24 protein-coding genes are annotated in these 24,276 nt (G+C 55.8%); 10 read left to right on the top strand and 14 right to left on the bottom strand.

All coding sequences use genetic code 11. The features are described 5' to 3' along the window. Positions 1-3: 3 nt before the first annotated feature. Both AB6731_RS19045 and mdcA read right to left on the bottom strand, forming a co-directional pair. Positions 4-861 carry a triphosphoribosyl-dephospho-CoA synthase gene (locus AB6731_RS19045; RefSeq protein WP_371006668.1) on the bottom strand — a complete coding sequence of 286 codons (858 nt, stop codon included), beginning with the start codon at positions 859-861 and terminating at the stop codon, positions 4-6. After that, on the bottom strand, positions 861-2,516 hold the full coding sequence (mdcA, locus tag AB6731_RS19040; RefSeq protein ID WP_014171924.1) for a malonate decarboxylase subunit alpha: 1,656 nt from the start codon (positions 2,514-2,516) through the stop codon (positions 861-863). The genes AB6731_RS19045 and mdcA overlap by 1 nt, the downstream gene beginning before the upstream one ends. A gap of 228 nt (positions 2,517-2,744) precedes the next feature. Between mdcA and AB6731_RS19035 the strand changes: the two genes are divergently transcribed. The 3 genes from AB6731_RS19035 to AB6731_RS19025 are packed head-to-tail and all read left to right on the top strand — an operon-like array spanning position 2,745 to position 4,882. Then, the gene (locus AB6731_RS19035; RefSeq protein WP_014171925.1) at positions 2,745-3,767 is read left to right on the top strand and encodes a hydrolase; all 1,023 of its coding nucleotides are present in this window, start codon (positions 2,745-2,747) and stop codon (positions 3,765-3,767) included. Further along, entirely contained in the window at positions 3,764-3,982 is a 219-nt protein-coding gene (locus AB6731_RS19030; protein WP_003861664.1) for a YheU family protein, read from the top strand. Before AB6731_RS19035 ends, AB6731_RS19030 begins: the two co-directional genes overlap by 4 nt. A 30-nt stretch (positions 3,983-4,012) precedes the next feature. After that, a complete protein-coding gene (locus tag AB6731_RS19025; protein WP_014171927.1) occupies positions 4,013-4,882 on the top strand; it encodes a phosphoribulokinase in 870 nt (289 codons plus the stop codon). Positions 4,883-4,947: 65 nt separating this feature from the next. On the opposite strand, the gene AB6731_RS19020 is transcribed toward AB6731_RS19025, so the two are convergent. Then, a complete protein-coding gene (locus AB6731_RS19020) occupies positions 4,948-5,352 on the bottom strand; it encodes an OsmC family protein (RefSeq protein ID WP_025202873.1) in 405 nt (134 codons plus the stop codon). 311 nt (positions 5,353-5,663) lie between these two features. Between AB6731_RS19020 and crp the strand changes: the two genes are divergently transcribed. Continuing rightward, entirely contained in the window at positions 5,664-6,296 is a 633-nt protein-coding gene (crp, locus tag AB6731_RS19015; RefSeq protein WP_000242758.1) for a cAMP-activated global transcriptional regulator CRP, read from the top strand. Between the two features lie 57 nt (positions 6,297-6,353). Further along, complete coding sequence (locus AB6731_RS19010) at positions 6,354-8,441, top strand: YccS/YhfK family putative transporter (RefSeq protein ID WP_020884592.1); 2,088 nt, start codon at positions 6,354-6,356, stop codon at positions 8,439-8,441. Here the strand turns inward: AB6731_RS19010 and AB6731_RS19005 are convergent. The 5 genes from AB6731_RS19005 to ppiA all read right to left on the bottom strand — a co-directional run bounded on the left by AB6731_RS19005 (position 8,438) and on the right by ppiA (position 11,778). Further along, entirely contained in the window at positions 8,438-9,658 is a 1,221-nt protein-coding gene (locus AB6731_RS19005; RefSeq protein WP_252068777.1) for an aspartate aminotransferase family protein, read from the bottom strand. The two genes, AB6731_RS19010 and AB6731_RS19005, sit on opposite strands and share 4 nt — an antisense overlap. Before the next feature lie 86 nt (positions 9,659-9,744). Beyond that, positions 9,745-10,308: an aminodeoxychorismate synthase component 2 gene (gene pabA / locus AB6731_RS19000; RefSeq protein ID WP_063215511.1), complete on the bottom strand. Its 564-nt coding sequence runs from the start codon at positions 10,306-10,308 to the stop codon at positions 9,745-9,747. Positions 10,309-10,338: 30 nt separating this feature from the next. After that, entirely contained in the window at positions 10,339-10,941 is a 603-nt protein-coding gene (locus AB6731_RS18995; protein ID WP_025202869.1) for a putative adenosine monophosphate-protein transferase Fic, read from the bottom strand. Further along, positions 10,931-11,098, bottom strand: coding sequence for a YhfG family protein (locus AB6731_RS18990; protein ID WP_014171935.1), 168 nt, complete (start codon positions 11,096-11,098; stop codon positions 10,931-10,933). Before AB6731_RS18990 ends, AB6731_RS18995 begins: the two co-directional genes overlap by 11 nt. 107 nt (positions 11,099-11,205) lie before the next feature. Continuing rightward, positions 11,206-11,778, bottom strand: coding sequence for a peptidylprolyl isomerase A (gene ppiA, locus AB6731_RS18985; protein WP_014171936.1), 573 nt, complete (start codon positions 11,776-11,778; stop codon positions 11,206-11,208). Between the two features lie 278 nt (positions 11,779-12,056). On the opposite strand from ppiA, the gene tsgA reads away from it, so the two are divergent. After that, positions 12,057-13,241, top strand: a complete 1,185-nt coding sequence (gene tsgA / locus AB6731_RS18980) for an MFS transporter TsgA (RefSeq protein ID WP_371006667.1) — start codon at positions 12,057-12,059, stop codon at positions 13,239-13,241. A 4-nt stretch (positions 13,242-13,245) separates the two neighbouring features. On the opposite strand, the gene AB6731_RS18975 is transcribed toward tsgA, so the two are convergent. Then, on the bottom strand, positions 13,246-14,562 hold the full coding sequence (locus AB6731_RS18975) for a cytosine deaminase (protein ID WP_078774742.1): 1,317 nt from the start codon (positions 14,560-14,562) through the stop codon (positions 13,246-13,248). Between the two features lie 240 nt (positions 14,563-14,802). Here AB6731_RS18975 and nirB point away from each other — a divergent pair, with 240 nt between their 5' ends. The 4 genes from nirB to AB6731_RS18955 all read left to right on the top strand — a co-directional run bounded on the left by nirB (position 14,803) and on the right by AB6731_RS18955 (position 19,495). Further along, positions 14,803-17,346, top strand: coding sequence for a nitrite reductase large subunit NirB (gene nirB, locus AB6731_RS18970; protein WP_223398680.1), 2,544 nt, complete (start codon positions 14,803-14,805; stop codon positions 17,344-17,346). After that, positions 17,343-17,669, top strand: coding sequence for a nitrite reductase small subunit NirD (nirD, locus tag AB6731_RS18965; protein WP_014171940.1), 327 nt, complete (start codon positions 17,343-17,345; stop codon positions 17,667-17,669). The genes nirB and nirD overlap by 4 nt, the downstream gene beginning before the upstream one ends. Before the next feature lie 136 nt (positions 17,670-17,805). Continuing rightward, positions 17,806-19,179: a siroheme synthase CysG gene (cysG, locus tag AB6731_RS18960; protein ID WP_020884584.1), complete on the top strand. Its 1,374-nt coding sequence runs from the start codon at positions 17,806-17,808 to the stop codon at positions 19,177-19,179. 145 nt (positions 19,180-19,324) lie between these two features. After that, on the top strand, positions 19,325-19,495 hold the full coding sequence (locus AB6731_RS18955) for a YhfL family protein (RefSeq protein WP_148576885.1): 171 nt from the start codon (positions 19,325-19,327) through the stop codon (positions 19,493-19,495). Positions 19,496-19,595: 100 nt separating this feature from the next. Here the strand turns inward: AB6731_RS18955 and trpS are convergent, their stop codons facing one another. The 5 genes from trpS to damX form a co-directional block, all read right to left on the bottom strand. After that, positions 19,596-20,600: a tryptophan--tRNA ligase gene (gene trpS / locus AB6731_RS18950; RefSeq protein ID WP_014171943.1), complete on the bottom strand. Its 1,005-nt coding sequence runs from the start codon at positions 20,598-20,600 to the stop codon at positions 19,596-19,598. Beyond that, positions 20,593-21,354 (bottom strand): phosphoglycolate phosphatase, encoded by a 762-nt coding sequence (gene gph / locus AB6731_RS18945; protein WP_020884582.1) that lies wholly within the window; start codon positions 21,352-21,354, stop codon positions 20,593-20,595. The genes trpS and gph overlap by 8 nt, the downstream gene beginning before the upstream one ends. Continuing rightward, the gene (rpe, locus tag AB6731_RS18940) at positions 21,347-22,024 is read right to left on the bottom strand and encodes a ribulose-phosphate 3-epimerase (RefSeq protein ID WP_014885523.1); all 678 of its coding nucleotides are present in this window, start codon (positions 22,022-22,024) and stop codon (positions 21,347-21,349) included. Before rpe ends, gph begins: the two co-directional genes overlap by 8 nt. A gap of 41 nt (positions 22,025-22,065) precedes the next feature. Continuing rightward, positions 22,066-22,878 (bottom strand): adenine-specific DNA-methyltransferase, encoded by an 813-nt coding sequence (dam, locus tag AB6731_RS18935; protein ID WP_014171946.1) that lies wholly within the window; start codon positions 22,876-22,878, stop codon positions 22,066-22,068. Positions 22,879-22,945: 67 nt separating this feature from the next. Beyond that, entirely contained in the window at positions 22,946-24,271 is a 1,326-nt protein-coding gene (damX, locus tag AB6731_RS18930; RefSeq protein WP_371006666.1) for a cell division protein DamX, read from the bottom strand. Between the last annotated feature and the right edge of the window lie 5 nt (positions 24,272-24,276).

Raw genomic sequence — 24,276 nt, 5'->3', positions numbered from 1 at the left:
CTCTTAATGCTTTGAATAAGGCGTTTCGATGCGATCGAGAAACAGCGTGGCGGCAAGCAGGTCGGCAGCTCCGCCCGGTGAGGCATTGAGTGCCAGCATGTGACGGTCTAATCTCGCCAGCGCCATCTGGCCTGCGGATGTCGCGCATCCTCCGGTGCTCAGCACCGCACGCGCACCGTTCTGCATGGCCTCCAGCCCCGCCATCCCGGCGCGCGACAGCACGCAGGTGTCGGTAAGCGACGTCATGATGGCCATCAGCGCATCGAGCCTTGCGTACGTTTCGCTGCTGCCGTTAAGACGGCTCAGACGAAGCCGCGGCAGAGCACGCTGCATCACGTGTGGAAATGCCTGCTGAGCCTCTTCACGTGCGCCCGGAACCCGGTAGCGGCGCGTGGCGCGTAGCCCTTTGCTGAACACTTTCGGCGCCGCGTCATCGGGCAGTTTCGCCAGCTGTGCCGCGGTATTCGCTACCGCCTGCGCGCTGGCATCGCCACCGAGCATCGCCACGGCACTGACCAGCAGCCCCAGCGCCCAAATCGCGCCGCGGTGGGTATTTACACCGTCGGTAGCCGCCATCATCTGCTGCTCACCTTCACGGCCGAGTCGCCCTATGGTTTGCCTGAGCGCAATATCCGCCGGACGCTGCCAGCTGTGTTGCGCCAGCGCCTGAAACGTGGGGGTCAGGCTGCGCGCGGAACGCTCCATCAACGCGAGCGACAGATCGTGGTGCGCGCCGTTCCCCCGACTGTCCACCAGACCGGGTTTCGGGCTTAACTGTGCTTCGTCAATCAGACACTGCGTGGCGGTTCGCGCCAGCCATTCGGCACCGCCTTCAACCTGAATCTGGGGCAGAAGTTTCATTACCAGCTCCGGAATTTCGCAGGTGGGTTGTAAAGACCGCCAGACCATTCAACCAGGTCTGACACGCTGCCTGCTGCCAGCAGAGAACGGGTGGCGTCGGTGCGGCGAATCCCCATATCTTCCGGGTAAACCACTTTGCCGCTCTGGCGCAACTGCGCCACGCGCTTGGCATCGACGCCCAGACCGATATCGGTGATCCCCGCGACGGCCGCAACCATCGCCCGGCGCTCTTCAAGACTTTCTGCGCGATAGAGGTAAGCAATCCCCTCTTCCGTCAGCACATGTGTCACGTCGTCGCCGTAGATCATGACCGGAGCCAGAGGCATCCCGGACGCTTTCGCAACGTCAACAGCATCGAGTTTTTCCACAAAGGTCGGTTTCACGCCTGCCTGGAAGGTTTCCACCATCTGGACGACGAGTTTTTTACCGCGCTGCATCGGATCAGGTTCGGTGATCATGTTCAGCCAGGCCGGGGTGGCATGACGACGACCATGCGGGTCATGGCCCATGTTTGGCGCACCGCCGAAACCAGAGAGACGACCACGGGTCACGGTTGAGGAGTTGGCATACCCGTCAACCTGCAGGGTTGAGCCGATGAACATATCAACGGCGTACTGGCCTGCCAGCTGACAGAAGGCGCGGTTGGAACGCATAGAGCCGTCGGCACCGGTAAAGAAGATATCCGGACGTGCACGAATGTACTCTTCCATCCCCAGTTCGCCGCCGAAGCAGTGCACGCTTTCCACCCAGCCGCTTTCAATCGCCGGGATCAGGGTTGGGTGCGGGTTAAGGGTCCAGTGTTTACAGATTTTGCCTTTCAGGCCGAGCTGTTCACCGTAGGTCGGCAGCAGCAGTTCAATCGCCGCGGTATTGAAACCAATCCCGTGGTTCAGGGATTGCACCTGATGTTCCGCATAAATGCCCTTAATGGCCATCATCGCCATCAGGATATGTTCCTGTTTGATGAGACGCGGGTCGCGGGTAAACAGCGGTTCGATAAAGAACGGTTTGTCGGCCACCACCACGAAGTCAATCCAGGAGCCGGGAATATCAACGCGCGGCAGGTCGCATTCGTCGTCCACCAGCTCATTCACCTGTGCGATGACAATGCCGTCATGGAACGCGGCCGCTTCCACCAGCGCGGGAGTATCTTCGGTGCTTGCACCGGTATAAAGATTACCTTTTCGGTCCGCTTTAAAGCCGGCAATCAGCGCCACGTTTGGCGAGAGATCCACGTACAGACGTGAATAGAGTTCTATGTAGGTATGGATAGCGCCAATTTCGAGCTGACCATCTTCCAGCAGCTGCGAGATGCGCAGGCTCTGGGTACCGGAGAAGGAGAAGTCCAGCTTGCGGGCGATACCTTTCTCAAAGATATCCAGATGCTCACTACGGCCCACGCTTGGCATAATCATGTGCAGGTCATGCACGATTTGCGGGTTCACTTCAGCCAGCGAGCGTGAAAGGAAATCGGCCTGCTTCTGGTTATTACCTTCCAGAACGACTTTGTCGCCAGGCGCGATCAGTTTTTCCAGCATGGCGACAAGATCGCCGGTTGGCAGTACCTTGCCCTGCACCGGTACGGAGGCCAGACGACGCGCTTTCTCGGTGCGTCGTGTGTTCCATTGCCGGGTGGGTGTTTGCCCAGATAACATTATTAACCTCCTGATTCAGCACATCATTCTGATTTGCTTAACGTTGAGTAAAGTGTGCGCTGTGCCGAGGAAGTCATCAATTAAGCGCAGGGCGGAATCATTAGCCTGAGAGTAATAATCAAGGTAAATATTTGTGATCGAGATCAGTTCATGTTTCGGAAAACCAGGCTAAACGGGGTACAATTCGGAAAGAACAGAAAATAACTGACAAGAATTAGCATCGCCGTTATGAGCCAAATCATTCCATCAGACTTCGACATCATCGCCGAAGACAGCACCGAGTTCGTGCCCATGCGCGGCGTGGCCAATTGCCATCTGCAGACCATGCTGCCGCGACTCATCCGCCGTAAGGTTCAGTTCACGCCGCACTGGCAACGGCTGGACTTACCGGACGGTGACTTTCTGGACCTGGCATGGAGCGAAGAGCCAGAACAGGCGCGCCACAAGCCGCGTCTGGTGGTCTTTCACGGTCTGGAAGGCAGTCTGCACAGCCCCTATGCACACGGGCTCATCCAGGCAGCCAAAGCGCGGGGCTGGCTCGGCGTGGTGATGCACTTTCGCGGCTGTAGCGGCGAACCGAATCGCCAGAAGCGCATCTATCACTCGGGTGAAACCGAAGACGGCACCTGGTTTTTACACTGGTTACGGGAAAACTTTGGTACCGTCCCGACAGCGGCCGTGGGCTACTCGCTGGGCGGCAATATGCTGGCCTGCCTGCTGGCAAAAGAGGGCGACACCGTGCCGCTGGATGCGGCCGTCATTGTCTCCGCGCCCTTTATGCTGGAGCAGTGCAGCTACCATATGGAGAAAGGCTTTTCCCGGGTCTATCAGCGTTACCTGCTCAACCTGCTGAAAGCCAACGCGGCGCGCAAGCTGAAAGCCTATCCGGATACGCTGCCGGTGAGCCTGCGTCAGTTGAAAAAGGTCCGTCGCATCCGCGAATTCGACGATCTGATCACCGCCAAAATTCACGGTTTTGCCGATGCGATTGACTACTATCGTCAGTGCAGCGCCATGCCGCTGCTCAGTAAGATCACGCAACCGACGCTTATCATTCATGCCAAAGATGACCCGTTTATGGATCATCACTCTATTCCCGCGCAGGAATTTCTGCCTGCCAACGTTCACTATCAGCTGACAGAGCATGGTGGTCACGTGGGGTTCATCGGTGGAACGTTGCGTCGCCCGAAAATGTGGCTGGAGTCGCGTATTCCTGACTGGCTTACCCCTTATCTGGACGGTGCAAAATGATTATTCCGTGGCAGGACCTCTCCCCCGAAACGCTCGATAATCTGATTGAAAGCTTTGTCTTGCGCGAAGGTACCGATTATGGTGAACATGAACGTTCGCTTGAGCAAAAGGTCAACGATGTGAAGCGCCAGCTCAAAAGCGGCGACGTGGTGCTGGTATGGTCTGAACTGCATGAGACGGTCAATATCATGCCCCGCAACGCGTTTCATGGCTGATCTTTAAACCTTTCCAGTCAGGGAGTTGCTATGTCTGCCAGACATCCGGTTATTGCCGTTACGGGTTCGAGTGGTGCGGGAACCACCACGACCAGCCTCGCTTTTCGTAAGATTTTCGCCCAACTGAATCTCCGTGCGGCGGAGGTCGAAGGTGATAGCTTTCACCGCTACACGCGCCCGGAGATGGATATGGCTATCCGCAAGGCGCGCGATCTGGGTAAACACATTAGCTACTTCGGCCCGGAGGCCAATGACTTCGGCCTGCTGGAGCAAACCTTTCAGGAGTACGGCCAGAGCGGCAAGGGGCAGTCACGCAAATATCTGCACACCTACGATGAAGCCGTTCCCTGGAACCAGGTGCCCGGCACCTTTACCCCCTGGCAACCGCTGCCGGAACCGACCGACGTCCTGTTTTACGAAGGGTTGCACGGTGGCGTGGTGACGCCGCAGCATGACGTGGCGCGTCACGTGGATCTGCTGGTTGGCGTGGTGCCCATCGTGAACCTTGAGTGGATCCAGAAGCTGACGCGTGACATCAGCGAGCGCGGCCATTCACGCGAGGCGGTGATGGATTCCGTCGTGCGCTCCATGGAAGACTACATTACTTACCTGACGCCGCAGTTCTCCCGCACGCATATCAACTTCCAGCGCGTACCGACAGTGGACACCTCTAACCCGTTCGCCGCCAAAAGTATCCCGTCGCTGGATGAGAGCTTTGTGGTTATCCACTTCCGCAATCTCGACGGCATTGATTACCCCTGGCTGCTGGCGATGCTGCAGGGCTCGTTTATTTCGCACATGAATACGTTAGTGGTTCCGGGCGGAAAAATGGGGCTGGCAATGGAATTAATTATGATGCCGCTGGTGCAGCGGTTGATAGAAGGGAAGAAAATCGCCTGATGATTTCCCTCTCCGCGTGGGAGAGGGTTTCGGTGAGGGCATCGGGGTGAACGATGCCCCCAATATCAGGCGTCGATCACTTCATACGAATGCGTAATTTTTACCGCTTTCTCGAGCATTAAGGCGACCGAGCAGTATTTCTCCGCTGAAAGATCGACCGCGCGTGAGACCGCCGCGTCTTTCAGTTCTTTCCCGCTGACGATGAAATGCAGGTTAATGTGGGTGAACAGACGTGGTGCCTCTTCGCGGCGTTCTGAGGTGAGTTTTACTTCGCAGTCGGTCACATCGTGACGGCCTTTTTGCAGGATCGACACCACATCAATTGCGCTGCATCCACCTGCTGCCATCAGCACCATTTCCATTGGGCTTGGTGCTTTATCGCCGGAGTTACCATCCATCAAAATCTGGTGTCCTGAAGCGGACTCGCCCAGGAACGTTAAACCTTCAACCCATTTCACACGCGCTTGCATATTCACTCACTCCAACGTTGCATTTTTGGTGACAGATTACGCGTGCGTTACATTTCTCGCAATGGAAGGCGACCTGCGTCATGCTGAAGCGAGACACCAGGAGACACGCGGCGAAAGCTATGCTAAAACACTCAGGATGCTACAGTAATACATTGACGTTACACATGTATGCAGAGGACATCAAACTTTACTGGCTGCGAAACGTTACGATAGCCGACTTCCCAGGGTATGGGTAAGAATTCGATTGCAACCCCAGAGTCCGGATGCATCTTATGACTCTGGTGACAGCTTATAACAGAGGATAACAGCGCATGGTGCTTGGCAAACCGCAAACAGACCCGACTCTCGAATGGTTCTTGTCTCATTGCCACATTCATAAGTACCCATCGAAGAGCACGCTGATTCACCAGGGTGAAAAAGCGGAAACGTTGTATTACATCGTCAAAGGCTCGGTGGCAGTGCTGATCAAAGATGAAGAAGGGAAAGAGATGATCCTTTCTTATCTGAACCAGGGCGATTTCATCGGTGAACTGGGCCTGTTTGAAGAAGGCCAGGAACGTAGCGCCTGGGTTCGTGCAAAGACAGCATGTGAAGTGGCTGAAATTTCCTACAAGAAATTCCGTCAGTTGATTCAGGTTAACCCTGACATCCTGATGCGTCTTTCTTCGCAGATGGCGCGCCGTCTGCAGGTGACATCTGAGAAAGTGGGTAACCTCGCCTTCCTGGACGTGACCGGCCGTATCGCTCAGACCCTGCTGAATCTGGCGAAACAACCCGATGCGATGACTCACCCTGATGGCATGCAAATTAAAATTACCCGTCAGGAAATCGGTCAGATTGTCGGTTGCTCCCGTGAAACAGTAGGCCGTATTCTGAAAATGCTGGAAGATCAGAACCTGATCTCCGCACACGGTAAAACCATCGTGGTTTACGGAACGCGTTAATTCCGCTCAAACGGCGTGCCATCGCAAGGTGTCACGCCGTTTTTGTCTCTATTCCCCATGTGGCGCAGGCTGATTTATCACCCGGAAGTTAACTACGCACTGCGACAAACGCTGGTGTTGTGCCTTCCTGTGGCCGTAGGCCTGATTCTGGGCCATCTTCAGCAAGGTCTGCTCTTCTCTCTTGTTCCCGCCTGCTGCAACATTGCCGGTCTGGATACACCGCATAAGCGCTTTTTCAAACGGCTGATCGTGGGCGGCTCGCTGTTTGCGGGCTGTAGCCTCGCCGTGCAGCTTTTGCTGGCCCGCGATATCCCGCTGCCGCTGATCCTCACCGTCCTGGCGATGACCCTGGGCGTAACCGCTGAAATCAGCTCACTGCACGCGCGTTTGCTTCCCGCGTCGCTGATTGCCGCCATCTTCACGCTGAGCCTTGCGGGTAACATGCCGGTGTGGGAGCCGCTGCTGATCTACGCCCTCGGTACGCTGTGGTACGGACTGTTTAACTGGTTTTGGTTCTGGCTGTGGCGGGAACAGCCGCTGCGGGAATCCCTGAGCCTGCTCTACGTGCAGCTGGCGGATTACTGTGAAGCCAAATACACCTTGCTCACCCAGCATACCGATCCAGAAAAATCACTGCCGCCGCTGCTGACGCGTCAGCAAAAGGTGGTGGACCTGATAAGCCAGTGTTATCAGCAGCTGCATATGCTCGCCGCCAATAAGAACCACGAATATAAGCGGCTGCTGCGCGTCTTCCAGGTGGGGCTGGACTTACAGGAGCATATCTCCGTGAGCCTGCACCAGCCGCAGGAGGTGCAAAAACTGGTCGAGCGCAGCCATGCCGAAGCGGTGATCCGCTGGAACGCGCAAACCGTCTCCGCGCGCCTTCGGGTGCTGGCTGACGATATTCTGTATCACCGCTACCCCACGCGCTTTAACATGGACAAACAGCTCGGCGCGCTGGAGAAGATTGCCCGTCAGCATGAAGACAACCCGGTGGGTCAGTTTGCCGCCTGGCACTTCAGCCGTATCGCCCGCGTGTTACGAACCCAGCGTCCGCTTTATCCGCGCGACCTGATGGCCGACAAACAAAAACGCCTGCCGCTGCTGCCGGCGCTCAGAAGCTACCTCTCCCTTAAATCATCTGCCCTGCGCAACGCCGCGCGAATTAGCGTGATGCTGAGCATTGCCAGCCTGATGGGCATGGCGCTGCATCTGCCCAAACCGTACTGGATTTTAATGACCATCCTGTTTGTCACCCAGAACGGCTATGGCGCGACGCGGGTGCGCATTCTGCACCGGGCAGGCGGAACGATGGCGGGGCTGATCATTGCGGGCGTTACGCTGCACTTTCACGTGCCGGAAGGCTATACGCTGGCAGGGATGCTGGTGATCACGATGGTGAGCTACCTGATCATCCGCAAAAACTACGGCTGGGCGATGGTGGGCTTTACGGTAACGGCGGTGTATACCCTGCAGTTGCTCACGCTCAACGGCGAGCAGTTTATTATCGCCAGGCTGGTCGATACCCTGATCGGCTGCCTGATTGCCTTTGGCGGCATGGTCTGGCTGTGGCCTCAGTGGCAAAGCGGGCTGCTCAGACAGAACGCCCACGATGCGCTGGAGGCCGACCAGCAGGCCATTCGCCTGATCCTGAGTGACGACCCGCAGCCCTCCCCGCTGGCGTATCAGCGGATGAAGGTCAACCAGGCGCATAACGCCCTGTTTAACTCGCTGAATCAGGCCATGCAGGAGCCCGGCTTTAACTCGCACTATCTGGCGGACATGAAGCTCTGGGTGACGCACAGCCAATTTATCGTTGAGCACATCAACGCCATGACCACGCTGGCGCGGGAACATACGATGCTGACGCCCGATCTGGCGCAGCGCTACCTGCAGTCGTGTGAGATTGCCCTGCAGCGGTGTCAGCAGCGACTCGAGTATGACGCGCCTGGCGAGTCAGGGGATTCGAACATTCTGGAGGCGCCAGAGACGCTCACCCACGGGCCAATGAGTACCCTGGAGCAGCATCTGCAGCGCGTTCTCGGGCATCTGAACACCATGCACACCATTTCGTCGGTAGCATGGCGTCAGCGCCCTCACCACGGGATATGGTTAACCCGTCGCTTAACGAGAACGGAGTCTTAAGCGTTTACGATCTTCGCGACCGCCGCGGCAAAACGGTTTAACCCGTCTTCAATGTCCTGAGTTTCGACCACCAGCGACGGCGCAAAGCGCATCACGTCCGGTCCGGCATTGAGCACCATCACCCCTTCATGGGCGGCGGCGTGCAGGAAATCGCGCGCACGGCCTTTGTACTGTGGCTTCAGCTCCGCGCCGATCAGTAACCCCATCCCGCGGATCTCGCTGAAGACGTCATACTGGTCATCAATCTGCTGTAAATGCTTCACGAAAAGCTCACGCTTCGCGTTGACGCCGCTCAGAACCTCAGGGGTGTTGATAATGTCGAACGCGGCACCCGCGACGGCACTCGCCAGCGGGTTGCCGCCGTATGTGGAGCCGTGGGAACCCACGTGGAACGCGGAGGCAATCTCCTGCGTCGTTAATACCGCACTGACCGGGAAGCCGCCGCCGAGCGCTTTGGCGCTGGTCAGAATATCCGGCGTCACGCCGTAATGCATGTAGGCAAACAGGGAGCCGGTACGGCCCATCCCGCACTGCACTTCATCAAATACCAGCAGCGCCTGATGCTCATCGCACAGGTCGCGCAGCCCTTTCAGGAACTCAGGCGTGGCAGCCGTTACGCCGCCTTCTCCCTGGATCGGCTCCACCACCACCGCACAGGTGTGATCATCCATTACCGCTTTTACCGCATGGAGATCGTTAAACGGCACATGGATAATATCGGCCGGTTTTGGTCCAAAACCGTCGGAATACTTTGGCTGTCCGCCGACGGAAACGGTAAACAGCGAGCGACCGTGGAAGGCGTTGTGGAAAGCAATGATTTTGGTTTTGTACGGGCTGTGACGCGTGGAGGCATAGTAGCGCGCCAGCTTGAAGGCGGTTTCGTTCGCTTCGGTACCGGAGTTCATAAACAGCACGCGTTCGGCGAAAGTCGCGCTGATTAACTTACGGCCCAGACGCAGCGCCGGTTCGTTGGTAAAGACGTTGCTGGTATGCCACAGGGTTTCCCCCTGGGTTTTCAGCGCCTCTACCAGCGCAGGATGGCAATGACCCAGCGCCGTCACCGCAATCCCACCGGCGAAATCAACATACTCTTTCCCCTGCTGATCCCAGACTCGGCTGCCTTTCCCTTTTACCGGGATAAACTCAGCCGGTGCATAAATCGGCAGAATGACTTCATCGAATGTCGCGCGGGTAATTGCAGATTGTTCAGTTGCCATGTCATGACCATCCATTTTATGTCACAGTGATTGTGAAAATATAATCACAAAATATGCATAAAAAATCACAGCAAGGCAACCACTATTCAACGATTGAGGAAATTTGCCAGCAGCTGGTGTCCCTGCTCGCTGAGGATACTCTCCGGGTGGAATTGCACCCCTTCGAGGTCCCATTCACGATGTCGGATCCCCATGATCTCCCGGGTATCGCTCCAGGCGGTAATCTCAAAGCATTCCGGCAGCGTTGACGGGTCAATGACCAGCGAATGGTAGCGCGTCACGATAAGCGGATTATTAAGCCCCGTAAACACGCCCGTGCCGGTATGGGTCACCGGCGCGGTTTTGCCATGCATCACTTTGGCGGCGCGCACAATGGTGGCACCAAACACCTGCCCAATAGCCTGATGGCCCAGGCAGACGCCAAGAATGGGCAGCTTACCGGCGTAGTGACGAATGACATCCAGCGAAATGCCCGATTCCGACGGCGTGCAGGGCCCCGGCGAGATAACGATTTTCTGCGGGGCAAGCGCGTCGATTTCGGCCAGGCTGATGTCGTCGTTGCGGCGGACCACCACCTCTGCACCCAGTTCACAAAAATACTGGTAAAGGTTCCAGGTGAAGGAATCGTAGTTATCAATCAGCAGAATCATGGCGGCTCCAGAAAAACGTGCCGCCCTATTCTACTCAGTTTCCCGCGCTTCGCTCACTACTTTGGCAAAGATGGCGTTCAGGGCCGTTAAATCGCCCATTGCGCCGCTCTGGTTGGCCGCCGCCCATTTGCCCGGGTCGATATCTTTCCAGCTCAGCTGATAGCCTGCATGGATGGCAAGTTGTTCGAAGAAGATCCGCTGAGCGATACCGTTGCCAATCCGGAAGGGATGGAGCACGTTGATCTCACAGTAGTAGTGACTCAGGCGGGCCACAAACTCCTCTTTCTGCAGACCGTTGAGATACCCTTCTTCCTCGAGATCCTGCATCAGGACATTGCCCTCTTTCTCGATGTAGGCGAAGTGGCAGAAGCGGGTGTCGCCCTGATAAATATCGATTTCGCGGATATCGCCCGCCCAGTCAAAAATATCCTGATAAAGGTGGCGGTGGATTGCACAGAGATGCGGCAACCCCGGCGCCGACGGGCCTAAGCCGAGCGTCGCCACCCGCAGCGCGGTGATCTCATAGGATGCCTTTGCAAGACGGTCAGCCTGGCGGATATTCAGACGGTTACGCATCACATTCAGACCCGGGTAGAGATACGGGTCACGATCGTCACCGATTTTATCGCTCATAGTGCCTCCTGAGTTCTTCAAGACGGCTTTGCGCATCCTGGGCGTTTAGCGTAACGAGCGGGCTATCAACCCCCTCAAGGCGGCGGCTGGCCTGGAAATTACTGTTTCGCTGCTGCTCCCAGAGACGGGATTTTTGCTTATCGGTGAGTTTTTTCACTTAACGCCCCCCTGAAGATGTCCGTGTGCCACAAGTATAAGCAGCAAAACGCGCTTTCGCAGGGAGGGGAGCGAAACACGGGCGAGAAGCGCCCGTGTCAAAGAAGGTTACGGCAGAACTTTTGCAGAGAGGATCACAACCGGTTTTGTCGGCACATTCTGGTATGGGCCAACGTCATGGGACTGCACCTGAGAAATCTTGTCAGCCACATCCATCCCTTTCACCACTTTACCGAAGACCGCGTAACCGAAGTCGCGCTGGCCGTGGTCGAGGAAGGCGTTATCCGCCACGTTGATAAAGAACTGGCTGGTGGCGCTGTCTTTATCTGCCGTACGCGCCATAGAGATGGTACCGCGGGTGTTGCGCAGGCCGTTATCCGCTTCGTTTTTAATCGGTGCGTTAGGCTGCTTTTGCTGCATTTGCTCGTTAAAACCACCGCCCTGCACCATAAAGCCCGGGATCACACGGTGGAATGTGGTGCCGTTATAGAAACCGTTATTCACGTAGTCGAGGAAGTTTTTCACAGAAACCGGAGCTTTCTGGCTATTCAGTTCCAGCTCAATATTCCCGGCGGAGGTGGTCAGCAGAACGTGAGGGTCTCCTTTGGCTGCCAGCGCAGCAGGGGAAACGGCAGAAAGAGCAAACACAGCTGCGACAGCCGCCAGCGTTGATTTGAGCATGAGAATTCCTTAACAAAGCGCAGTATAAAAAGCGAATGGCTTGATTCTAAAGAGCAGTATGAACGGAGACCAGCCTTTTACCTAATTTTACGAAATTGAAACAGTTGTAACCACGCAAACGATTGGTTATGACGCCTATTAATGTGATCTGAATCACATAAAAACCTGCAATAGCGATAGAATTTCTCTTAAAAGATATGAATGGATCACTTTAATGTCTAAAATCTGCCCGCTCTCAGCGCCCCTCGGGCGCTTTTCTTTTCCTGAACAGGCCAGACATGACTAACAGCAATCGTATCAAGCTCACATGGATCAGCTTCTTCTCCTACGCCCTGACCGGCGCGTTGGTGATCGTCACCGGGATGGTGATGGGTAATATCGCAGATTACTTCCAGCTGCCCGTTTCCAGCATGAGTAACACCTTTACCTTCCTCAACGCCGGGATCCTGATCTCCATTTTCCTGAATGCCTGGCTGATGGAAATTGTTCCACTGAAAACGCAGCTGCGTTTTGGTTTCGTGCTGATGGTCGCCGCGGTCGCGGGTTTAATGGTGAGCCACAGCATCGCCCTGTTCTCTGCCGCCATGTTTGTGCTGGGTCTGGTGAGCGGTATTACGATGTCCATCGGTACGTTCCTGATTACCCATATGTATGAAGGTCGTCAGCGTGGCGCACGTCTGCTGTTTACCGACTCCTTCTTCAGCATGGCGGGGATGATTTTCCCGATGGTAGCGGCCGTTCTGCTGGCACGCAGCATTGAGTGGTACTGGGTTTATGCCTGTATCGGTCTGGTCTACGTGGCAATCTTTATTCTGACCTTCGGCTGTGAATTCCCGGTTCTGGGCAAAAAAGCGCAATCCACGGACGAGCCGGTCGCGAAAGAGAAATGGGGTATCGGCGTACTGTTCCTCTCCGTTGCCGCACTGTGCTACATCCTCGGTCAGCTGGGCTTTATCTCCTGGGTACCGGAATACGCCAAAGGCCTGGGCATGAGTCTGAACGACGCGGGTAAACTGGTGAGCGATTTCTGGATGTCTTACATGTTCGGCATGTGGGCGTTTAGCTTCATCCTGCGCTTCTTCGACCTGCAGCGCATTCTGACTGTGCTGGCAGGCATGGCAACCGTGCTGATGTACCTGTTCATTAACGGTTCACCGGAGCATATGCCGTGGTTCATCCTGACCCTGGGCTTCTTCTCCAGTGCGATTTACACCTCTATCATTACGCTGGGCTCTCTGCAGACTAAAGTGGCGTCACCGAAACTGGTGAACTTCGTGCTGACCTGCGGCACCATCGGCACCATGCTGACCTTCGTGGTCACCGGCCCGATCGTCGCCCACAGCGGCCCGCTGGCCGCGCTGCATACCGCTAACGGTTTGTACGCGGTGGTGTTTGTGATGTGCCTGGTTCTGGGCTTTGTGACCCGCCACCGCCAGCATAATATGGCAGCGGCGTCCCACTGATCCCCTACGCCCCTTTGCGCTCAGCGAAGGGGCTGTTTTTCGTGAAGATGTGCTCTTCCGCAACGTCGTCCATTTTGATCCACGTCTGCGCAAGCTGCGTCGTGGCAATCACTCGCCCCTCCCGAATCGACCAGCGCGCCGGCACCTGGCAGCGCACCGCTTCAAACCCGCTCTCCGCAGGCAGCACGATCAGGTTAGCCAGATTTCCCGTTTCGATACCGTAATCCGTCAGGCCGAAGGTTCGGGCGCTGTTGTGGGTTATCAGGTTCAAACCGTTGTCGATTTGCGAATACCCCATCATCTGACACACATGCAGCCCCATATGCAGTACCTGCAGCATATTGCCGGTGCCAAGCGGGTACCACGGGTCGAAGACATCATCATGCCCGAAACAGACGTTGATCCCCGCCTCCAGCAGCTCCTTCACTCGGGTAATCCCGCGTCGTTTGGGATAATCGTCAAAGCGTCCCTGTAAATGGATATTCACCAGTGGATTGGCGACAAAGTTGATGCCTGACATCTTCAGCAGGCGGAAAAGCCGCGAGGTGTATGCCCCGTTATAGGAGTGCATCGCCGTGGTATGGCTGGCCGTGACCCGCGGGCCTATCCCTGATTCATAAGCCAGGGTGGCCACCGTTTCCAGAAATCGGGACTGCTCATCGTCAATTTCATCGCAGTGGATATCCAGCGGACGGTCATATTTCTTCGCCAGTTCAAAGGCAATGTGCAGCGATTGCACGCCATACTCGCGGGTGAATTCAAAATGCGGGATAGCCCCGACCACATCGGCGCCCAGCTTCAACGCCTCCTCAAGCAGCGCCGCGCCGTCCGGGTAAGAAAGGATGCCTTCCTGCGGGAACGCCACGATTTGCAGCGTGATCCACGGCGCAACCTCCTGCTTCACCTCCAGCATGGCCTTCAGGGCGGTGAGCGTCGGGTCAGAGACGTCCACGTGGGTGCGCACAAACTGAATACCGTTGGCAATTTGCCCTTTCAGCGTTTTCCAGGCGCGCGCTTTTACATCCTCATGGCTAAGCAGTGCCTTACGCTCCGCCCAGCGCTCAATGCCTTCAAACAGCGTACCGGACTGGTTCCAGCTCGGCTCGCCTGCCGTCTGGGTGGTATCAAGGTGGATATGCGGTTCAATAAACGGGGGGATGGCAAGGCCGCCACGCGCGTTTAAGATTCTTACGTTTTCGTCTTCGGTATCGCCCATCGGCGTAATGCCACCAAAACGGCCCTGCTCAATGGCGATTTGCCACAGCCCTTCGCGACCCGGTAAGCGAACATTCTGGATAAGCCCAAGCGGTGTTGTAGACATGCCTTTCCCCTGAAAAACGCGGCTGAAATTTGGGAGTACGCATTTTTGACAATGCGCCCCTTAATTTGTACACAAAATCGGCGACCTCGAAAAGCCAGCGATTTCCACAACTTATAAAAATCCTGACAAATCAGTCATATACCACCTAAGGAGTAGGCGAAGGCGTATTTGATTTGCATCAATAAGTGCCCCTGCTGAATCGTTAAGGTAGGCAGTAATAGAAAAGAAATCGAGGCAAAAATGAGCAAAGTCAGACTCGCTATCATCGGTAACGGCATGGTCGGCCACCGCTTTATTGAGGATCTTCTCGATAAAGCCGATGCTAACCAGTTCGATATTACCGTGTTCTGTGAAGAACCCCGCAAGGCGTACGACCGTGTGCACTTGTCTTCCTACTTCTCCCATCATACCGCTGAAGAGCTCTCTCTGGTGCGCGATGGTTTCTACGAGAAGCATGGCGTGAAAGTGCTGGTGGGCGAACGCGCTATCACCATCAACCGTCAGGAAAAAGTGATCCACTCCAGCGCCGGACGTACGGTTTTTTACGACAAGCTGATCATGGCGACTGGCTCGTACCCGTGGATCCCGCCGATCAAAGGCTCGGAAACGCAGGATTGCTTCGTTTATCGTACCATCGAAGATCTCAATGCGATCGAATCATGTGCCCGCCGCAGTAAACGTGGCGCCGTGGTCGGGGGGGGGCTGCTGGGTCTGGAAGCCGCCGGTGCGCTGAAAAACCTCGGTGTTGAAACCCACGTCATCGAATTTGCCCCGATGCTGATGGCAGAGCAGCTTGACCACATGGGTGGTGACCAGCTGCGCCGTAAAATCGAAAGCATGGGCGTGAAGGTTCACACCAGCAAAAATACCAAAGAGATTGTGCAGGAAGGCACCGAAGCGCGGAAAACCATGCGCTTTGCCGATGGCAGCGAACTGGAAGTGGACTTTATCGTCTTCTCTACCGGTATTCGCCCGCGCGACAAGCTGGCCACCCAGTGCGGTCTGGCCGTCGCTCAGCGCGGCGGGATCATGATTAACGATACCTGCCAGACCTCCGACCCGAATATCTACGCCATCGGCGAATGCGCCAGCTGGAACAACCGCGTGTACGGTCTGGTCGCGCCTGGCTACAAAATGGCGCAGGTGGCCGTTGACCATATTCTCGGCAACCAGAACGCCTTCGAAGGGGCTGACCTGAGCGCCAAGCTGAAACTGCTGGGCGTAGACGTAGGCGGTATTGGCGATGCGCATGGCCGCACGCCGGGCGCACGCAGCTATGTTTACCTCGATGAAAGCAAAGAGGTGTACAAACGTCTTATCGTCAGTCAGGACAACAAAACCCTGCTCGGCGCGGTGCTGGTGGGCGATACCAGCGACTACGGTAACCTGCTTCAGCTGGTATTGAACGCCATCGAACTGCCGGAAAACCCGGACGCGCTGATCCTTCCGGCGCATGCGTCCAGCGGTAAGCCGTCCATCGGCGTGGATAAACTGCCCGACAGCGCGCAGATTTGCTCCTGCTTCGATGTGACCAAAGGCATGCTGATTTCGGCCATCAATAAAGGCTGCCATACCGTCGCGGCCCTGAAGGCGGAAACCAAAGCCGGTACCGGCTGCGGTGGGTGTATCCCGCTGGTCACACAGGTTCTGAACGCAGAACTGGCGAAACAGGGTATCGAAGTCAACAATAACCTGTGCGAGCATTTCGCTTACTCTCGCCAGGAGCTGTACCACCTGATCCGCGTGGAAGGCATCAAATCCTTCGACGAACTGCTGGCGAAACACGGCCAGGGTTATGGCTGTGAAGTGTGTAAACCGACCGTGGGTTCCCTGCTGGCCTCCTGCTGGAACGAGTACGTTCTCAAACCAGAGCACACGCCGCTGCAGGATACCAACGATAACTTCCTGGCGAACATTCAGAAAGACGGGACTTACTCCGTCATCCCACGCTCCGCCGGTGGCGAAATCACCCCGGAAGGGCTGGTCGCCGTTGGCCGTATCGCGCGTGAATTTAACCTGTATACCAAAATCACCGGCTCTCAGCGTATCGGCCTGTTTGGTGCACAAAAAGATGACCTGCCTGAAATCTGGCGTCAGCTGATTGAAGCAGGATTCGAAACCGGCCACGCCTACGCGAAAGCGCTGCGTATGGCAAAAACCTGTGTGGGCAGTACCTGGTGCCGCTACGGCGTAGGCGACAGCGTCGGCTTCGGTGTGGAGCTGGAGAACCGCTACAAAGGCATCCGTACACCGCATAAAATGAAGTTTGGCGTCTCCGGCTGTACCCGCGAATGTGCGGAAGCGCAGGGTAAAGATGTGGGTATCATTGCCACCGAGAAAGGCTGGAACCTGTACGTCTGTGGTAACGGCGGCATGAAACCACGCCATGCAGATCTGCTGGCTGCAGACCTCGACCGCGATACGCTGATTCAGTATCTCGACCGCTTTATGATGTTCTACATCCGTACCGCCGATAAGCTGACCCGTACCGCGTCCTGGCTCGATAACCTGGAAGGCGGTATCGAGTACCTGAAATCGGTCATCATTGACGACAAACTGGGCCTGAACGACCATCTGGAAGCGGAAATGGCGCGCCTGCGCGAGGCGGTGATCTGCGAGTGGACTGAAACCGTCAACACCCCGGCGGCGCAGACTCGCTTCAGACACTTTATCAACAGCACCCAGCGCGACCCGAATGTGCAGGTTGTGGCAGAACGCGAGCAGCATCGTCCGGCGACACCTTATGAACGTATTCCGGTGACTCTGGTGGAGGAAAACGCATGAGCCAGTGGGTAAACATCTGCAACATTAACGACATTCTGCCTGCCACCGGGGTCTGTGCCCTGCTGGGTAACGAGCAGGTCGCGATATTCCGCCCTCGCCATGATGAACAGGTTTTTGCCATCAGCAATGTCGACCCGTTCTTTGAGGCCAGCGTCCTGTCCCGGGGATTAATCGCAGAGCATCAGGGTGAACTCTGGGTCGCCAGCCCGTTGAAGAAACAGCGTTTTCGTTTACGCGACGGGTATTGCATGGAAGATGAGCGTTATTCCGTGAAGCCCTACGATGTCCGCGTGAAGGACGGTAAGGTGCAGCTGAAAGGCTAATCTCTCGCCTTTTCAATATGAAAAGCTTATGACCCCTTATGGGTAGCGGCAGGAAAAACCGTATGTTCTGTACGATTCCTGCTGTTATCCTGACCTCAATTTCTTACCCCCTCCTTGAATGCTGTGAGGTAATGTCGTGGACCACCTGCCGATTTTCTGTCAATTACGCCATCGCGACTGTCTGCTTGTAGGCGGCGGCGATGTGGCTGAACGCAAAGCGCGCTTGCTGTTAGAAGCAGGAGCCCGACTCACCGTTAACGCCCTGGCCTTCGCCCCGCAGTTTGAGGCCTGGGAAAAAGAAGGGATGCTCACGCTGGTGCAGGGGGGGTTTAATGAATCCCTGCTTGATACCTGCTGGCTGACCATAGCCGCCACGGATGACGATGAAGTGAATCAGCGCGTCAGCGACGCCTGTGAAGCGCGCCGCATCTTCTGTAACGTGGTGGATGCCCCGAAGGAAGCCAGCTTTATCATGCCGTCGATCATTGACCGTTCGCCGCTGATGATTGCGGTATCGTCCGGCGGCCGCTCTCCCGTTCTGGCCCGCCTGCTGCGGGAAAAACTGGAAGCCATTCTGCCGCAGCATCTTGGCCAGATTGCCCACTATGCCGGGCAGCTGCGTTCACGGGTTAAGCAAACCTTCGCGACCGTGGGTGAACGCCGTCGCTTCTGGGAAAAATTCTTTGTGAATGACAGGCTGGCCCAGTCGCTGGCGAATCAGGATCATAAAGCGGTGGAAGAGACGACGGCGCAGTTGCTCTGCGAGCCGCTGGATCATCGCGGTGAAGTGGTGCTGGTGGGTGCCGGCCCGGGCGATGCCGGTTTGCTGACGCTGAAAGGGCTGCAGCAGATCCAGCAGGCGGATATTGTGGTTTATGACCGTCTGGTCTCCGATGAGATAATGAACCTGGTCCGCCGCGATGCTGATCGCGTATTTGTCGGTAAACGTGCCGGGTACCACTGTGTACCGCAGGAGGAGATTAACCAGATCCTGCTGCGCGAAGCGCAAAAAGGAAAACGCGTGGTGCGCCTCAAGGGTGGCGATCCGTTTATCTTTGGTCGCGGCGGTGAAGAGCTGGAAACGTTGTGCAACGCGGGCATTCCGTTTTCCGTGGTGCCGGGCATCACGGCAGCTTCCGGCTGCTCAGCTTACTCGGGCATTCCGCTAACCCACCGTGACTATGCCCAGAGCGTACGCCTGGTGACGGGGCACCTGAAAACCGGCAGTGAGCTGGACTGGCATAACCTGGCCGCCGAAAAACAGACGCTGGTGTTCTATATGGGGTTAAACCAGGCCGCGACCATTCAGGCCAAACTGCTTGAGCACGGCATGGAAGAGGATATGTCCGTCGCGCTGGTGGAAAACGGCACGTCCATTAAGCAGCGCGTGGTGAACGGCGTGCTGACACAGTTAGGTGAGCTGGCACAGCAGGTTGAAAGCCCGGCGCTGATTATTGTCGGACGCGTGGTGGAGCTGCGCGATAAACTGAACTGGTTCTCGAATCACTAACGCATATTCCCCCTTCCCGGAGTAGTCCTTATGCGGACTACTCCCCTCTTACCGCTCCCGATAACATACCGCCCGCGAAATGGAATTTTTCCATTTATTCCCTCACGTTAGATCCAATTTTCGTTTTTTCAGACAAGGAATGCTTATGTTTAAACTGGCAAAAGCCGCCGTTCTGGTAGGCATATTATCGACTCTGACCGCCTGCACCGGTCACGTTCAAAATACCAAAAATAACTGCAGCTATGATTACCTGCTGCACCCGGCAATTTCCATTTCGAAGATCATCGGTGGCTGCGGCCCGGCCGCACAGCAGTAAGCGTTTTTCAGGCGTAAAAAAACCGGGAATGTCCCGGTTTTTTGTCTGGCTCAGCGCGTTTTTTGTCGGGGAGCGCTCATGCTTACCCGACAAAACAGGGTTACGGTTTACCCACAAACCCAATCGCCTGGTACACCGCTTTAAGGGTTTCAGACGCGCGGGCACTGGCTTTTTCCGCGCCCTCTTTCATCACTTTCTGCAGGAAAGCTTCGTCGTTACGGTAGCGGTGATAACGCTCCTGCAGCTCGGTCAGCATGCCGGAAACAGCATCCGCCACTTCCCCTTTCAGGTGACCATACATCTTGCCTTCGAAGTGTTGTTCCAGCTCAGGAATGCTCTGACCCGTCACACCGGAGAGGATATCCAGCAGGTTGGAGACGCCCGCTTTGTTCTGCACGTCGTAACGCACAACAGGTGGCTCATCGGAGTCGGTCACCGCACGCTTGAGCTTTTTAACCACCGATTTCGGGTCTTCCAGCAGGCCGATAACGTTGTTGCGGTTATCGTCAGACTTGGACATCTTCTTGGTTGGCTCCAGCAGCGACATCACGCGTGCGCCGGATTTCGGAATGAACGGCTCAGGCACTTTGAACACGTCGCCGTACAGCGCGTTAAAGCGCTGGGCGATATCGCGGCTCAGTTCCAGATGCTGTTTCTGATCTTCGCCAACCGGCACCTGGTTGGTCTGGTACAGCAGAATGTCTGCTGCCATCAGTACCGGGTAATCAAACAGACCGGCGTTGATGTTTTCTGAGTAGCGCGCGGATTTATCCTTGAACTGCGTCATGCGGCTCAGTTCGCCGAAGTAGGTGTAGCAGTTCAGCGCCCAGCCCAGCTGCGCATGCTCTGGAACGTGAGACTGAACGAAAATGGTGCTCTTCTCAGGATCAATTCCGCAGGCCAGATACAGCGCCAGGGTGTCCAGGGTGGCCTTACGCAGCTTCTCAGGATCCTGACGTGCAGTGATAGCATGCAGATCCACGATGCAGTAAATGCAATGGTAATCATCCTGCATGCTAACCCACTGACGTAACGCACCCATGTAGTTACCAATGGTCAATTCACCTGACGGCTGTGCGCCACTAAAAACGATGGGCTTAGTCATTATTCAATTCCTGATTATCACTGTGCGAAAGCCCGAGTGCGGGCAACAAATCTTTGAAGTGGTCGAACACGACGTCCGGCTCACTCAGCGTGATGGCCTCACCGTAGTTGTAGCCATAGGTTAATCCCACTGAAGGACAACCCGCCGCTCTGGCAGCCAGAATATCATTGCGGGAATCACCGACAAAGAGCAGCTCCGCGGGCGTTAAGGATAATTTTCCTGCCACCAGCAGTAACGGTTCCGGATGCGGCTTTTTGTTCTGCACATCATCACCGCCAACAATGACGGAAAAATACTTTGCGATGTCCAGCGCTTCCAGCAGAGGGGCGACAAAAGGTGTCGGTTTGTTTGTCACCAGCCCCAGCGGAATGCCGTTGGCATGAAGCGCACTCAGCGTTTCTGCGACATCCGGGAACAGGAAACTGCCCTCTTCGACCGTCTCTTCATAGAAACGATTGAACAATTTACGCAGGATACGCAGCTGTTCTTCCTGCGGGATATCCGCATGATCCACGCTCGGTTTACCCTGTGCGGAACGCTGGGACACACGCTCCTGGCGGGCCCATGTCAACGCGCGCTCCATCAGGACATCGGCGCCATTGCCAATCCACGTGATGACACGCTCTTCGCCCGCAACGGGCAGTTCAAGAGCATACAGCGCCTGGTCTACGGCGCTGGTTAAGCCCGGCGCGCTGTCAACCAGCGTGCCGTCGAGGTCAAATGCGATACCCCGGGTTGCCTGCAATTTATCCATGACTTACCTTCGCCAGTTCACGGCGCATTTCATCAATGACTTTTTTGTAATCCGGTTGGTCGAAAATCGCTGAACCTGCAACGAACATATCCGCGCCCGCTGCCGCAATTTCACCAATGTTATTCACTTTTACGCCACCGTCGACTTCCAGACGAATGTCGTAACCTGACTCATCAATACGACGGCGCACTTCACGCAGTTTATCCAGCGTATGAGGGATAAACGACTGACCGCCAAAGCCCGGGTTAACGGACATCAGCAAAATGACATCCAGCTTATCCATCACATGGTCGAGATAGCTCAGCGGGGTAGCCGGGTTGAAAACCAGACCTGCTTTACAGCCATTCTCTTTGATGAGCTGCAGCGTGCGATCCACATGTTCAGACGCTTCAGGGTGGAAGGTGATGATACTGGCTCCCGCAGCGGCAAAATCAGGCACGATACGGTCAACAGGCTTCACCATCAGATGGACGTCAATCGGCGCGGTAATACCGTAGTTACGCAGCGCTTTAAGCACCATCGGGCCAATGGTCAGATTAGGAACGTAGTGGTTATCCATAACGTCGAAATGGACGACATCTGCGCCCGCCGCGAGTGCTTTTGCAGTGTCTTCACCCAGGCGGGCAAAATCGGCCGACAGAATTGAGGGAGCAATCAAAAACTGTTTCATCCGCATCTCCTTGAAATGTGTTTACCGGCGGGCAAAACGGCTCAGGGGCGATAAAGAGCCAGGAGTTCGTCCACCTTTTTACGTGTGCCGCCGTTGCTGCTTATGCTACGCCGCACTTTGACCTGAAAATGCTTCGCGGCTTTGTACCATTCGCGCGTATCAGGGGTATCGTGATTCGAAATTAACACCGGAATTCTTTTGCTGACCAGCTTTTCCGCCATCTCCGCCAGACGGGCCTGCTCGGCCGGACTGAAGCTGTTGGTGTGATAAGCGGTGAAATTTGCCGTCGCAGACAACGGTGCGTAAGGCGGGTCGCAATAGACCACCGAGTTTACGCCTGCCAGCTCCATGCACTCTTCATAGGAGAGGCAGTGGAATTCGGCATTCTGCGCTTTTTTAGCAAAGTGATACAACTCATCCTGTGGGAAATACGGACGCTTATAACGGCCAAACGGCACGTTAAATTCACCACGAAGATTATACCGGCACAGACCGTTGTAGCCGTGTCGATTGAGATAGAGGAACAACAGCGCCCGGCGGAACGGATCCTGACTTTGATTAAATTCAGTGCGGAACTGGTAGTAAACGTCCGGATTATTGTGCTCGGGTGTAAACAGCTTCCGAGCCTCTTCCACGTACTCGTCGGTCCGCAGCTTGACGATGTTGTAGAGGCTAATGAGGTCGCTGTTAATATCCGCCAGGATATAACGAGAAAAATCGGTATTCAGGAATACCGATCCAGCGCCCACAAAGGGCTCGATAAGACACTCGCCTTTCGGCAGGTGCTTTTTAATATCATCGAGCAGGGGGTATTTCCCCCCTGCCCATTTCAGAAAAGCGCGATTTTTTTTCATGCTGACTAACTGATTACACCTTCTCCGGCTGTGGAGAAAGCTCCGACAGCATCCTGCGCTTTAAACATTACTTCAGATCAGCCTGAACCTGATGAATTGGCTTAGCCCATGGGTTTTTCGCCTGAACGTCGGCGGGCAGCGTTGCGACAGCACGTTTTGCTTCATCTTTTGAAGCATAAACGCCACTTACCAGCACGTACCACGGCTGACCATTACGGGTCGTCTGATAAACCACATAGTTTTTCAGATTTGTTTTCTTCGCCCAACCGTTGAGGTTGTCATAGTTAGACGAACTGCTCAGCTGCAGCGTGTAATTGCTGGACGGGGCTGACTTCAGTGAACCGACGTTACCTGCAGTCTTGCCTGCTGCGGCGCTGGTTGTTGCCGTCGCTGCAGGTGCAGTTGCAGTAGGCGCAGTTGCAGCTGGTGCCGAAGTGGCAGCCGGTGCCGTGGTGGTCGCCGTTGCTTTCGGTGCAGTCTGCGTAACCGGTGCTTTTGCCGGTTCGCTCACCGTCGTTTCAGTACGTTTTGTCTGAGCCGGCGCTTTCACTTCAGGCGCTTTGACGACTGCCTGAGGTTTGGTTTCACGCTTAGGTTCAATCACAGCCTGCTTACGTTCAGGACGGGTCGCAGGTTGCGTCTGGCGCGGTTTGGTTTCGGTTGCAGCCGTTTGCGGCTGAGCGTTACCACCGCGGATCGGCGCAACGGTCGCAGGTTCAGTTGGCAGCGTAGAGTTAACCACGGCATTGTCCACCTGCGCCTGATTTTGCGGCTGCGTCAGGGCATTGTTCAGGTCGCCCTGAACTTCTACACGCTGCTGGCCTTCCGGCGTGGCAGGTGCCTGACCCTGTGCGGGGGTAGAAGAAACTGGCGGCAGAGAAACATCCTGCGGCTGTGTTGTATTTCCGGCAGTCTGCTCGGCGGAGGTGGTACCCGGCGCTGGCTGCGCACCATTCGCCTGATCGGTCGCATCGTTACCAGAGAGGCTGATGCTCTTCTCAGTGGATGCCGCTTGCTCACCGGAAGGGGTCGAAGGCGCTTTTAGCGCAGAACCAATACCGACAATCAGCAGCACGAGCACCAGAACGCCGAGTCCCATCATGATGTACTGGCGGGAGGCGGGTTTCTGCGCAGCGGCTTTTTTACGTTTACGTGGGCGACGCTCTACAGGCTCTTCGTCCATTGAATCTTCTTCGGACTCATAACCCTCTTCTTCTTCTCGCTCATCACGTGCGTTGCGGCTACGCGAAGGGCGACGATCGTCTGCATCCAGATCAACATCGTCAAAGTTGATCTGCGGCTCGTTATCACGTTCTGAAGATTGACGAGAACGACCAGTACGACGATCGCTGGGATCGGGTTTCAGCTCGTCTTCTGGTTTGAATTCATCCATTTAAC

The organism is Enterobacter sp. RCC_40 (assembly GCF_041360735.1).
Lineage (GTDB): Bacteria > Pseudomonadota > Gammaproteobacteria > Enterobacterales > Enterobacteriaceae > Enterobacter > Enterobacter ludwigii.
Note: the sequence above shows the minus strand (reverse complement) of the source record. Positions and strands in the feature narration are given on the sequence as shown.